General features: G+C 67.3%; 11 protein-coding genes and 1 pseudogene. 9 read left to right on the forward strand and 3 right to left on the reverse strand.

The features are described 5' to 3' along the window. The 6 genes and pseudogenes from GJV64_RS06190 to GJV64_RS06215 form a co-directional block, all read left to right on the forward strand. Positions 1-331: pseudogene (locus GJV64_RS06190) on the forward strand (NAD(P)-dependent oxidoreductase); the annotation flags it as partial. A 70-nt stretch (positions 332-401) separates the two neighbouring features. Next, positions 402-653 (forward strand): acyl carrier protein, encoded by a 252-nt coding sequence (locus GJV64_RS06195; protein ID WP_164156404.1) that lies wholly within the window; start codon positions 402-404, stop codon positions 651-653. 4 nt (positions 654-657) lie between these two features. Continuing rightward, positions 658-1881, forward strand: coding sequence for a serine palmitoyltransferase (spt, locus tag GJV64_RS06200; protein WP_164156405.1), 1224 nt, complete (start codon positions 658-660; stop codon positions 1879-1881). Between the two features lie 97 nt (positions 1882-1978). Next, the gene (locus GJV64_RS06205) at positions 1979-3211 is read left to right on the forward strand and encodes an LptF/LptG family permease (RefSeq protein WP_164156406.1); all 1233 of its coding nucleotides are present in this window, start codon (positions 1979-1981) and stop codon (positions 3209-3211) included. A 5-nt stretch (positions 3212-3216) separates the two neighbouring features. Further along, on the forward strand, positions 3217-4305 hold the full coding sequence (gene lptG, locus GJV64_RS06210) for an LPS export ABC transporter permease LptG (RefSeq protein ID WP_164156407.1): 1089 nt from the start codon (positions 3217-3219) through the stop codon (positions 4303-4305). Between the two features lie 43 nt (positions 4306-4348). Next, positions 4349-5503: an N-acetyltransferase gene (locus tag GJV64_RS06215; RefSeq protein WP_164156408.1), complete on the forward strand. Its 1155-nt coding sequence runs from the start codon at positions 4349-4351 to the stop codon at positions 5501-5503. A 35-nt stretch (positions 5504-5538) separates the two neighbouring features. Here the strand turns inward: GJV64_RS06215 and GJV64_RS06220 are convergent, their stop codons facing one another. The 3 genes from GJV64_RS06220 to hflK all read right to left on the reverse strand — a co-directional run bounded on the left by GJV64_RS06220 (position 5539) and on the right by hflK (position 9213). Next, on the reverse strand, positions 5539-7101 hold the full coding sequence (locus tag GJV64_RS06220) for a Do family serine endopeptidase (RefSeq protein WP_164156409.1): 1563 nt from the start codon (positions 7099-7101) through the stop codon (positions 5539-5541). Positions 7102-7230: 129 nt separating this feature from the next. Then, positions 7231-8079, reverse strand: coding sequence for a protease modulator HflC (gene hflC / locus GJV64_RS06225; protein ID WP_164156410.1), 849 nt, complete (start codon positions 8077-8079; stop codon positions 7231-7233). A 9-nt stretch (positions 8080-8088) separates the two neighbouring features. Then, positions 8089-9213: an FtsH protease activity modulator HflK gene (hflK, locus tag GJV64_RS06230; RefSeq protein WP_164156411.1), complete on the reverse strand. Its 1125-nt coding sequence runs from the start codon at positions 9211-9213 to the stop codon at positions 8089-8091. A 154-nt stretch (positions 9214-9367) separates the two neighbouring features. Here hflK and GJV64_RS06235 point away from each other — a divergent pair, with 154 nt between their 5' ends. The 3 genes from GJV64_RS06235 to GJV64_RS06245 all read left to right on the forward strand — a co-directional run. Beyond that, positions 9368-10402, forward strand: coding sequence for an Mrp/NBP35 family ATP-binding protein (locus GJV64_RS06235; protein ID WP_164156412.1), 1035 nt, complete (start codon positions 9368-9370; stop codon positions 10400-10402). Positions 10403-10405: 3 nt separating this feature from the next. Next, positions 10406-10834, forward strand: coding sequence for a CoA-binding protein (locus GJV64_RS06240; RefSeq protein WP_164156413.1), 429 nt, complete (start codon positions 10406-10408; stop codon positions 10832-10834). Between the two features lie 69 nt (positions 10835-10903). Then, on the forward strand, positions 10904-11767 hold an 864-nt coding region (locus GJV64_RS06245), incomplete at its 3' end, for an amidohydrolase family protein (RefSeq protein WP_164156414.1).

Raw genomic sequence — 11767 nt, forward strand, 5'->3', positions numbered from 1 at the left:
GGAGCTGGACGATGGTGCAGGTGCGCGCGGCGGCCACACCCACGCCGATCATGCCGGCGCCATCGCCGCGGCGCTGGGCCGGAGGGGCGTGCGCATGATCCCGGTGGGCGATGCCCTGCTGGCTGGCGCTGCTGCCGTTGCCAGCCGCATCGCCGGTTGGCGCGGCCAGCTGCCAAGGCTCAGCCGGGACCGCGCCCGCTATCTTGCCCATCCCGACTGGGTGGCGCGCGGCGGCAACGCCCGCATTGCCGATCTGTGGCAGCCGCGTTTCGATCTCGCGTCTGGCATGGCCGACACGGTGCGCGATTACCGAGCACGCGGCTGGCTGTGAGCCGCTCCGCAATTTGGCCATGATGTGGGGGCAAAGGCACGCAACGTCCCTTCACTGACCCGGAACCCAGATGACCGACCGCTCTGCTGTCTATGCCCGCATCATCGAGCTGATCGAGCCGCTCAACACCAAGAAGGTGCCGCTGCTGGAGGCCACCACCTTCGCAGGTGACATGGAGATGGACAGCCTGACTGTGATGGACCTGGTGGCCAGCATGGAAGACGAATGGGACATCATGATCCCCTTGAACATGTTGCCCGATCTGGAGACCATCGGGCAGGTGGCGGATGCCGTGCACGGCCTGGTTCAGAAGAAGGGCTGACGACATGACCGTCGACCTGCTCAGCAAGTATGACTCGCTGATCGCCGAGCATGCCGGGCTGCTCTCCACCGGCATCCGCGATCCGTTCGGCATCGTGATGGAAAAGGTGATTTCCCCCACCGAAGCCATCATCAAGGGCCGCCACACCATCCTGCTCGGCACCTACAACTACATGGGGATGACCTTCGATCCCGACGTGATCGCCGCCGGCGAGACCGCGCTGCGGGAATTTGGTGCCGGCACCACCGGCAGCCGTGTGCTCAATGGCACCTATCAGACCCACGCGGCGTGCGAGGAGGCGCTGAAGGACTTCTATGGCACTTCCCATGCGATGGTGTTCTCCACCGGCTACCAGGCCAATCTCGGCATGGTCTCGACGCTGGCCGGCAAGGGCGATTTCATCATCCTCGATGCCGACAGCCATGCCTCCATCTATGACGGCTGCAAGATGTCGAACGCCGACATCGTGCGCTTCCGCCACAACGATGCCGGCGACCTGGAAAAGCGCCTGAAGCGGCTGCCGGCCGATGCCGGCAAGCTGGTGGTGCTGGAAGGCGTCTATTCGATGCTGGGCGACATCGCGCCGCTGCCGGAACTGGTCGCCATTGCGAAGGCGCACGGCGCCATGGTGCTGGTCGATGAAGCCCACGGCATGGGCTTCTTCGGCGAGCACGGCCGCGGCGTCTATGAGGAACAAGGCGTCGCCGACGATGTCGATTTCGTGGTGGGCACCTTCTCGAAGTCGGTCGGCACGGTGGGCGGCTTCTGCGTCTCCAACCACCCCAAGTTCGAGATCCTGCGGCTGGTCTGCCGGCCCTACACCTTCACCGCCTCGCTGCCGCCAGCCGTGGTGGCCTGCGCCGCGACCTCCATCCGGAAGCTGATGACCGCGCACGACAAGCGCGCCCGGCTTTGGGAGGCGACCCGTCGTCTGCATGGCGGCCTGAAGGCGCGCGGCTTCAAGCTCGCCACCGAGACGCCGGAAAGCGCCATCGTCTCGGTGCTGATGCCCAACCAGGAGACCACCGCGCTGATGTGGTCCACCCTCATCGAGCTGGGTGTCTATGTGAACATGAGCCGGCCACCCGCCACGCCGGCCGGCGTGTTCCTGCTGCGCTGCTCGATCTGCGCCCTGCACTCGAACGAGCAGATCGACACGGTGCTGGGCCGCTTTGCCGAAGCTGCTGCCCGCTGCCGGCTGCCGCTGGTGGAGTCGCAAGCCGCCTGATTGTTCATGGCCTAATTGTTCATGACTGGGCCATTTCGGGCGGGTATAGCATAGCCGCCCGGTCGCCGCCTGCGCCCGGTGAGGGATGCATTGCGGCGTGACCAAGCGCATCGATCGCTATCTGTTCAGCCTCATCCTCGTGCCGTTGATCGGCACGCTGGTGGTGGCAGCCATGCTGCTGGTGCTGGACCGCATGCTGCGGCTGTTCGATTTCGTCATCAACGAAGGCGGCCCGGTCAGTGTCGTCTGGCGGATGCTGGGCAATCTGTTGCCCGAATATCTGTCGCTGGGCATTCCCATCGGGGTGATGCTGGGCACGCTGCTGGCCTTCCGCCGGCTGGCCACCACCTCGGAGCTGGATGCGCTGCTGGCGGTCGGCGTGTCCTATGGCCGGCTGCTCAGGGTGCCGTTCATCTTTGCCGCGGTGTTCGCGGTGGTGAATTTCGGCATTGTCGGCTGGCTGCAGCCAGTGACCCGCTATGCCTATGAAAATCTGCGGTTCGAGCTGCGCTCCGGCGCACTTGGCGCGTCGATCAAGGTCGGCGAGTTCGCCAACCTGGGCGGCGGCATGACGCTGCGGGTGGAGGAATCGCGCGAGCAGGGCGCCGATCTCAGGGGCCTGTTCGTCCGCGCTGCCCAGAAGGGCCCGGACGGCAAGGATGGGCAGACGATCGCCGCCACCGCCGCCCGGGGCACCTTCCTCGCCACCGATGACCCCGAATATATCCTGCTGCGCTTGCAGGACGGCACGTTGATTCACAGTCCCGATGCCACGGCGACGCCGCGCGTGCTCAGCTTCCAGCAACACGACCTGCCGATCCGGCTGCCGGAGATGGCGGCGTTCCGCAAGCGCGGCGAAGGCAATCTGGAAGCCACGCTGCCGGAACTGGCCCGCACCATGTTGACCAGCGCCAACCCTGACGAGCGGCGCGGCGCGGCGGCCACCTTCCACCGCCGCATCGTGCAGTGCGTGATCATGTTCGTGCTCCCCTTCCTGGCGATTGCCATGGCGGTGCCACCGAAACGCTCGACCTCGGCGCTGGGCGTGTTCCTGTCGATCATCGCGCTCGTCACTTTCCACAAGTTCACAGAGTATGGGGAGCGGATGGGCGCGCTGGGCCGGGTCGATCCGTTGCTGGCGCAATGGGTGCCGTTCGCGCTGTTCTTCGGCCTGGCGCTGTGGCTCTACCATGTGCTGGGCCGGCCGGGCGGGCAGCCGATCGGCGCGCTCGATCGTTGGTTCGGCAAGGTCACCGCCCTGGTGTCGGGCCTGGCGGCGCGGCTGGTGCGGCGCACCCGCTGGTCTGACGACGTGCTGTCGGCGGGCTGAGCGGCATGGCGATTTTCCCGTCCCGCACCATCGCCTGGTACACGGCCCGCATGTTCCTGGTCAGGGTAGCGGCCTTCATCATCGGCCTCACCGTGATCCTGCAGGCGCTCGACCTGTTGTCGGAAAGCGGCAAGGTGCTGGCGGCGCCGGGCAACAGCGAGGCAGACCTGTGGGTCTATGTGTCCTTGCGCGCGCCGCAGATCGTGCAGCTGTTCCTGCCCTTTTCGGTGCTGCTGGCGACCCTGGTGACGCTGGCGACCCTGAACCAGAACAGCGAGGTGGTGATCTTCAAGGCGGCCGGGCTTTCAGCGCACCACATACTCGCACCGCTGATGGTGGCCGCATTGGGCGTGGCGGCGGCCAATTTCGTGTGGAACGAGCGCATCGCCACGCGCGCCAGCGCCACATTGAAGGCCTGGCAGGACAATGAGTTCCGCAAGCTGCCCAAGACCGTTCCCAAACCGGCACAGAGCTGGGTGCGTGGCGGGGACGACCTGTTCCACGCCGATCGCGTGAGCGGGCGCGGCAACGCCACCCGCTTGCGGGACGTCACCATCTATGACCGGGCCGATAACCGGCTGGTGCAAGTGGTGATGGCAGATCGCGCCACCCCGATCAGCACTGGCTGGCGACTGGACGACGTGCGGCTGTTCGACGTGGCCAGCGGCACGGTGGAACGGCGCCAACGGCTGGACTTTCCCACGGACGTGGTGCCGCGCCAGTTCACCACCAGCAGCATCAACCCCAATTATGTTCCGCTGTGGGAGCTGTGGCCGCAGATCGGTGAGCAGCGCGCCGCCGGCAAGCCGACCGACGTGCTGGAAGCGGCCGCCTGGCACAAGATTTCCGGGCCGCTGTCAGCGGTGTTGATGCCGCTGCTGGGCGCGGTGGCGGCCTTTGGCCTGGCGCGGTCAGGCAAATTGTTCGTGCGCGCGGTGATCGGGATGGCGCTGGGCTTCGCCTTCTTCGTGGCCGACAATTTCAGCCTGGCCATGGGCAATTTCGGAACGGTGCCGCCGCTGATGGCGGCGTGGGCGCCATTCCTTCTGTTCCTTCTGATCGGTGAAGCGGTGCTGATCCGGACCGAAGAATAGCGCGCCGCCATTTTGCCGCGATTGCCGCCTATCACCGCCGGCGATGAGCAGCATTTCCATCCGCCCTGTCGTGACCGCGGCCGACCGCAAGGCCTTCGTCAACCTGCCGTGGCGTCTCTATGCCGATGATCCCAACTGGGTGCCACCGCTGAAATCGGAGGTGCACGGCCTCATCGGCGGGCTCAAGACCAACCCCTGGTTCGAACATGCCGAGGCGGCCTTCTGGCTGGCGGAGCGCAATGGCGCAGTGGTGGGCCGCATCTCGGCGCAGGTCGATCAATTGGTACTGCGGCCCGAAAGCCCCGGCGGCGGGCCCGGCACCGGCCATTGGGGCATGTTCGAATGCATCGATGATCAGGCCTTGGCCGATGCGCTGCTCGACACGGTCGAAGCCTGGCTGCGCGCCAAGGGCATGACGCGGGCGCTGGGGCCGTTCAGCCTGTCGATCTGGGACGAGCCCGGCCTGCTGGTCCAGGGCTTCGAGGGGCCGCCCACCGTGATGATGGGGCATCACCGCTCCTACTACGAACGGCTGGTCACCGCCCACGGCCATGTCGGCATCAAGGATCTGCACTGCTGGTCGCTGCCGATCGCAGGCCCCTTCCCCGAAATGGTGCAGCGCATCGTCGCCTTTTCAGAACGCAACGCCAAGCTGGTCACCCGCCCAGTCGACAAGGCGAAGTTCGATCAGGAAGCCGCACTGATTCTCGACATCCTCAACGATGCCTGGTCCGACAACTGGGGCTTCGTGCCGCTGACCCCGCGCGAGATCGCCTATGTCGGCAAGAAGCTTAAGCCCATCATCTTCGAAGATCTGGTGCGCATCGCCGAGTATGAAGGCGTGCCGGTTGGGTTCATGATCACCCTGCCCGACATCAACGAACTGACCGGCGACCTCAATGGGGAGCTGTTCCCATTCGGCTGGGCCAAGCTGCTGTGGCGGCTGCGGGCGCCAAAGGTGAGACGGATGCGGGTGCCGCTGATGGGCATCCGGAAATCGCTGCAGGGCCACCGCGTCGCGTCGCTGATGGCCTTCCAGATGATCGAATATATCCGCCGTGCCTCGGTGGCCGAATTCGGCGCCAGCGAAGGCGAGATTGGCTGGATCCTCGACGACAATGGCCCGATGCGCTCCATCGCGGACGCCATCGAAAGCCACGTCACCCGCACCTACCGGGTGTTCGAGAAGGCGCTGTGAGGGCGGGGGGAGCCGTCTGGCTCCCCCCGCCGGACTTACTTGGCCGGGATCAGCTTGACGCCGCGATACACCGGCGGCGTGGTGCCGCGCTGCACCAGCATCAGCACCGTGTCGCGGCCGGCCTTGCGCTCGGCATCCACCGCTGCGGCGGCCTCAGCCGGCGTCGTCACCGGCTTCTGGCCGATCTTCAGGATGATGTCGCCGCGCTGCAGGCCCTTCGTGGCCGCGTCCGACGACGGGCTGATGCCGGCGATCACCACGCCAGCGACCTTCTCGTCGAGGCGCAGCTGCTGGCGCAGCGTATCGGTGAGCGGCTGCAGCGTGATGCCCAGGCTGGCGCGGGCGGCTTCGATGCCGGGCGCCTTGGTGTCGGCTTCCGGCGCGGCGTCCTCGTCCTCGTCGGCAGGCAGGCCGGCGCGCTGCGCCACCACCTGTTCCGATGGGCGCTGGGCGATCAGCGCCGTCACCCGCTGGCGCTTGCCGTCGCGCAGCAGCTCGATCGGCACGCTGGTGCCTATGGGCGTGGTGGCGACCAGATAGGACAGGCTGTTGTCGTAATCGACCTCGCGCCCACCCACCGACAGGATCACGTCGCCCTGGCGGATGCCGGCGCGGGCGGCCGGGCCGGTGGGTTCAACATTGGCGACGATCTCGCCCTTGTCCTTGGGCAGGCCGAGGCCGGCGGCGATATCGGCGGTCATGCGCTGGATGGCGACCCCCAGGTAACCGCGCTTGACCGTGCCCGTTGCCTTCAGCTGGTCCACCACCGGCTTGGCCAGTTCGGCCGGAATGGCAAAGCCGAGGCCGACATTGCCGCCGGTGGGCGAGAAGATCGCCGTGTTGATGCCGATCACGTTGCCGGCCAGATCGAACAGCGGCCCGCCCGAATTGCCCTGGTTGATGCTGGCATCGGTCTGGATATAGCGGTCATACTGGCCGGAGCCGATGTCGCGGTGCAGCGCCGAGATGATGCCGGCCGTCACGGTGCCGCCCAGCCCGAACGGGTTGCCGATGGCAATCGACCAGTCGCCCACGCGCACCGTCTGGCTGTTGCCGAACTGCACATAGGGCAGGCCGGTGGCCTCGATCTTGAGCACGGCCAGATCGGTCAGCGGATCGCGGCCAACAACCCGCGCGGTGTATTCGCGCCGGTCAGCCAGGGTGACAGTGATCGAATCGACCGGTTGGTTGCGGCTCTGGCCCGATGAGATGACGTGGTTGTTGGTGACGATATAGCCATCGGGCGCGATGACGAAGCCCGAGCCGAGGCTGGTTGCCTCGCGCGTGACAGGCTCGCCGCCATCCTGCTGTTCCTGGAAGCGCCGGAAGAACTCCTCCAGCGGGTTGCCGGGCTGGCCGGGGAAGCGCCGCATGCGGCCGACCTCGACCTTCTGGGTCGTCGACACGTTGACCACGGCCGGCGCCAGTCGGGCCGTGAGATCGGCAAAGCTCCGCGGCGCGCCGCCCGGCGGCGCGATCGCCACCGCCGGCGGCTGGGCGTTCTGCGCCGGCTGCGCGGCCGGCTGGGCCACCGCGATGGCGGCAGCACCGGTGACCAGGATGGCAACGGGAACCAGGGTGTGCAGCAGCTTCGTCATCTGTGTCCTTCACAGTCTCTTGGCAGCGTTTCAGAGTTGCAGATTTCGGGCAGCTCTTCCGGGGCCTGTGCCTTATGGAAACAACACGCCTAACCGGGCATGAACGGTGGAACCTTGGGTTTCGGGGGCCTACCGGTTGCGCCGATTGCCCTCGAACTCGCGCATGAACTCGTTGTTGGGGCCCAGCACGATCTGGCCGGTGCCATCCTCGAAGGTGGTGCGATAGGCCTGCATCGCGCGGTAGAAGGCATAGAATTCCGGATCCTTGCCGAAGCTGTCGGCATAGATGCGGGCGGCCTGGGCGTCGGCCTCGGCCTGCACCAGCTGGGCCTGCTTGTTGCCCTGCGATCGGATGGTGGCTGCTTCCTGTGCACGGGCCGAAGCCATGCGCGCATAGGCGGCTTCCAGCGTGGCGCCGGCTGGCAGATCGGCCCGCTTGATTCGCACGTCGATGATCTCGGCGCCATATTGCTTGGCCTGTTCGTTCACCGAGCTCTGGATCTCCTCCATCACCTCGCCGCGCTCGGGCGACAGGAGCGCGGCAAATGGCTGCTTGCCCAGCTCGTTGCGCACCTTTGAAGCCAGGATGCGCTTCAGGGCGTCGGCCGCCATCTCCTCGCTGCCCACGGTTTCCACCATGCGCTGCGGATCGACGATGCGGAAGCGCGCAAAGGCATCCACCACGAGCCGCAGCTGATCGGTCGACAGCACCGTCTGCGCATCGATGTCGAGATCCATGATGCGCTTCTCGACGAACTTCACGCTCTCGATGAACGGCACCTTCACGGCCAGGCCGGCATCGGTTTCACCGACCCGCGCCTTGGGATCATAGGCGTTGATGATGCGCTCCGGCTTGCCCAGCCGCAGCACGATGGCCTGCTGGGTTTCCGGAACGGTGTAAAGGCTGCTCATGCCCAGCACGACGATGCCGAAGCCGATGGCGGCGAGCAGGGCGGGGTTGCGGGTGAGTGCAGTCATCGCTCGTCCTCAACGGGTGGCCGGCGGCGTGGCAGGAGACGGGGCCGGGGCCGCCGCCGCTCGCCGCCGCAGTTCCGGCAGCGGCAGATAGGGCGTGACATTGCCGGCGTCGACCACCGTCTTGTCCACCTTGGACAGAACCTTTTCCATCGTTTCCAGATACATGCGCTTGCGCGTCACCTCGGGCGCCAGCCGGTACTGGGCATAGACGGCATCAAAGGCGGCGGCATCACCCTGGGCCTTCGCCACCAGCGCCTGCGCATAGGTGCGCGCCCGGTTGAGATATTGTTGTGCGTCCTGCTGGGCGGCCGAGACGTCCTTGAAGGCGCCGTCCACTGCGGCCGGTGGATCGGCCTGCTTGATGTCAACGCCGCGCACGTCGATGCCCGACTTGTAGCTGTCGAGCAGCTCCTGCATGCGTTCGCGCACCTGATCAGCGATTTGGGCGCGCTGCGGCCCCAGGGCGGCGTTCAGCGAGGCGCGCGCGATCTCGGCGCGCATGGCGCTTTCGGCCACTTCGCGAACAGTCTTTTCCGGGTCGCGCAGTTCATAGAGGAAATTTTCCGGGTTCTGGATCTTCCAGCGCACCGCATAGGCGAGGTTGATCAGATTCTGATCGCCGGTGAGCATCAGATTCTCGTTGCCGCCCTCACTCGAGCTGATGTCGATGACATTGATCTGCTCCACCTTGCGGCGCTCCACCGCGTCGATCGGCCACGGCAGCTTGACGTGCAGGCCTGGCCCGGTGGTTTCGACATAGCGGCCAAAGCGCTGCACCACCGCCTGCTCCTGGGCGTCGACCCGATAGAAGCTGCCCAGCGCGATCCACGCTGCCACGATGGCGCCGCCAGCCCACAACAGCCAGCGCCCGTCATTGAGGTCGATGCCGCCCGGCCCACCGCCAAAGCGGCCCGGACCGCCGCCGCCACCGCCGCCGAACTGCGTCTTCAGCCGTTCCTGGCTGCGCCGGATGAGATCGTCGAACTCGCCGCGGCCCTGGCCGCGATTGCCCATCGGGCGACGCGGCGGGCCTTCGCCCCAAGGATTGGACGGCTTGCCTTCAGGCCGGTTGGCCTGCGGGCCGCCGCCGGGCTCGGTGTTGCCGTCTTCGGTGTCGTTGTTCTGCCAGGGCATGAACGAGGAAGCCTTATCAGTGCGCGTGAAACAACTATATACGAACCCCGGACCGGGATTGCGAGGGCATTGGCTGACGCGGGTGCGACGCCGGCGACCATGCCCACCCTTTCGCATCCGTATCATGTCCCCGGCGCAAGGAAAGACCAGGATCATGTCCCTCAAAGATGCGGTGACGACAGCATTGGCGAGCGTTGCCGACCCAGACGGCCGCGACAGCGCCAGCGTGCTGGCAACGGGCCGCGCTGCCGGCATCGTGGTCAAGGACGATGGCACGGTGGGGCTGGTGCTGGCCGTCGATGGGCTTGACCGCACTGCCGCCGAACGCTTGCAGGCCGCCGTGGAAGCCGCCCTGCGGCGCGTGGCCGGTGTGGGTGCCGTGCGCATCATCCTCACGGCGGACCGCGCCGCCGCCCCGGCCGGCGCCCCCCGCCCGATCGAGACCAGGGTGCCCGGCATCCGCAAGCTGGTGGCGGTCGCCAGCGGCAAGGGCGGGGTGGGCAAATCCACCGTGGCCGCCAACCTCGCCTTTGCCCTCGCCCGCGCCGGGCAGCAGGTGGGGCTTCTGGATGCCGACATTCACGGCCCCTCGGTGCCAACCATGCTGGGCATCACCGGCCGCGCCCGGGTAGAGCGCGACCGGCTGCAGCCCGAAACGCGCCATGGCATCAAGGCCCTCTCGATGGGGATGATGACCGATCCCGGCAAAGCGATCGTGTGGCGCGGACCGATGGCTTCCTCGGCTCTGGTGCAGATGGTCGAGCAGTGTGACTGGGGCGCGCTCGATGTGCTGGTGATCGATCTGCCGCCCGGCACCGGGGACGTGCAGCTCACCCTCGCGCAGAAACTGAAGCCCGATGGCGCCGTCATCGTCTCCACGCCGCAGGATCTCGCGTTGATCGACGCGCGCCGCGCGGTCGCTATGTTCAACGATGTCGGCGTGCGCGTGCTGGGCGTGGTGGAGAACATGGCCGGCTATTGCTGCCCCAACTGCGGCCACGTGTCGGACCCGTTCGGCCATGGCGGCGCCGAGCGCGAGGCCGACGTGATGGGCGTGCCCTTCCTGGGCCGCATCCCGCTGCAGATGGCGGTGCGGGAGGCCGCCGATGCCGGGCAACCGCTCACCGGTGAGGCTGCCGGCATCTTCGACGAGATCGCGCAAGGCGTGATCGTGACCGTAGGGCTGTGACCGATGCTGACCGATGATGCCGACATCGCCCGCCTGCTGAAGACCGTGCGCACGATCGCGCTGGTGGGCGCCAGCGACCGGCCGGAGCGCGCCGCCCACGAGGTGATGGGGATGTTGCTGGCGCACGGTTACCGGGTGATCCCGGTCAACCCGCAGCTCGCCGGGCAGGCCATCCATGGCCAGACCGTGGTGGCCAGCCTCGCCGACATTGTAGACCCCATCGACATGGTGGACGTGTTCCGCCGCAGCGAGTTCGTGGCCGAGGTGGTGGAGGACGCCATCGCGGCGGGCGCGAAATCGGTGTGGACCCAGCTCGGCGTTGTCGATCACGCCGCAGCCGCCCGCGCCGAGGCCGCCGGGTTGACCGTCGTGATGGACCGCTGCCCCAAGATCGAGATCCGCCGGCTGGGCATCAAGCGCAAGATGGACTGATTGCAACTGGCCCTTGGCCGTGGCCGTGGCACGATGCCTCCAGAACTTGCCGGTTCTGGGGGAATTTTCATGCGCACCGCCGTCCTGCTGAGCCTGCTGCTGGCCAGTCCCGCTGCAGCGGACACCATCGCCATCCGGGCCGGCCGGGTGATCACCGATGCCGCCAAACCGGCGCTGGGGCCTTCCACCATCATCGTCACCGATGGCCGGATCACCGCCATCCAGCCGGCAAGCGCCGCGATTCCGGCTGGCGCGCAGGTGATCGACCAGTCGGCGCGCACGCTCAGCCCCGGCCTCATCGATGCCCATGTCCATCTTACCAGCGATCCCGGCAAACCGTTCTGGCGCCGCGCCATCGACAGCGCCGAACTGTCGGTGGCAACGGGCCTCAAGAATGCCCGGCTCACCGTGCGCGCTGGCTTTACCACCGTACGCGATCTGGGCAGCGCGCGGCTGGCCGGCTTTGCGGTGCGTGATGCCATCAACAGCGGGCTGTTCCCAGGCCCGCGCGTGCTCGCGGCCGGCAGCTCGCTGGCCATCATTGGCGGGCATGGCGACGTGTCGGGCTTTTCGCCGGCGGTGAACGACGCGCTGGACCAGGGCAACACCTGCACCGGCGCCGTGGAATGCGCCGCGCGTGTGCGGGAGGCCAGCCAGCGCGGCGCCGATGTCATCAAGTTCACCGCCACCGGCGGCGTGCTCAGCCAGCAGGGCCGGGGCCTCGATCAGCATTTCACCGACGAGGAGATGCGCGCCCTCGTCACCACCGCCCACAGCCTGGGCCTTAAGGTGGCAGCCCACGCCCACGGCCCGCGCGGCATCGAGGCGGCAGCGCGGGCCGGCGTCGATTCGGTGGAGCATGGCAGCTTCACCGACGAGGCCGGCGCCAAGGCGCTGGCCGCGACCGGCGGCTGGCTGGTGCCGACGCTGCTG

Source organism: Sandarakinorhabdus rubra (assembly GCF_010994245.1).
Lineage (GTDB): Bacteria > Pseudomonadota > Alphaproteobacteria > Sphingomonadales > Sphingomonadaceae > Sandarakinorhabdus > Sandarakinorhabdus rubra.

What these genes read in the sequence shown, in the direction of transcription:
- GJV64_RS06195 (WP_164156404.1), top strand. Translation starts at nt 402, where the DNA reads ATGACCGACCGCTCTGCTGTCTATGCCCGCATCATCGAGCTGATCGAG.
- spt (WP_164156405.1), top strand. Translation starts at nt 658, where the DNA reads ATGACCGTCGACCTGCTCAGCAAGTATGACTCGCTGATCGCCGAGCAT.
- lptG (WP_164156407.1), top strand. Translation starts at nt 3,217, where the DNA reads ATGGCGATTTTCCCGTCCCGCACCATCGCCTGGTACACGGCCCGCATG.
- GJV64_RS06215 (WP_164156408.1), top strand. Translation starts at nt 4,349, where the DNA reads ATGAGCAGCATTTCCATCCGCCCTGTCGTGACCGCGGCCGACCGCAAG.
- GJV64_RS06220 (WP_164156409.1), bottom strand. Translation starts at nt 7,101, where the DNA reads ATGACGAAGCTGCTGCACACCCTGGTTCCCGTTGCCATCCTGGTCACC.
- hflC (WP_164156410.1), bottom strand. Translation starts at nt 8,079, where the DNA reads ATGACTGCACTCACCCGCAACCCCGCCCTGCTCGCCGCCATCGGCTTC.
- hflK (WP_164156411.1), bottom strand. Translation starts at nt 9,213, where the DNA reads ATGCCCTGGCAGAACAACGACACCGAAGACGGCAACACCGAGCCCGGC.
- GJV64_RS06235 (WP_164156412.1), top strand. Translation starts at nt 9,368, where the DNA reads ATGTCCCTCAAAGATGCGGTGACGACAGCATTGGCGAGCGTTGCCGAC.
- GJV64_RS06240 (WP_164156413.1), top strand. Translation starts at nt 10,406, where the DNA reads ATGCTGACCGATGATGCCGACATCGCCCGCCTGCTGAAGACCGTGCGC.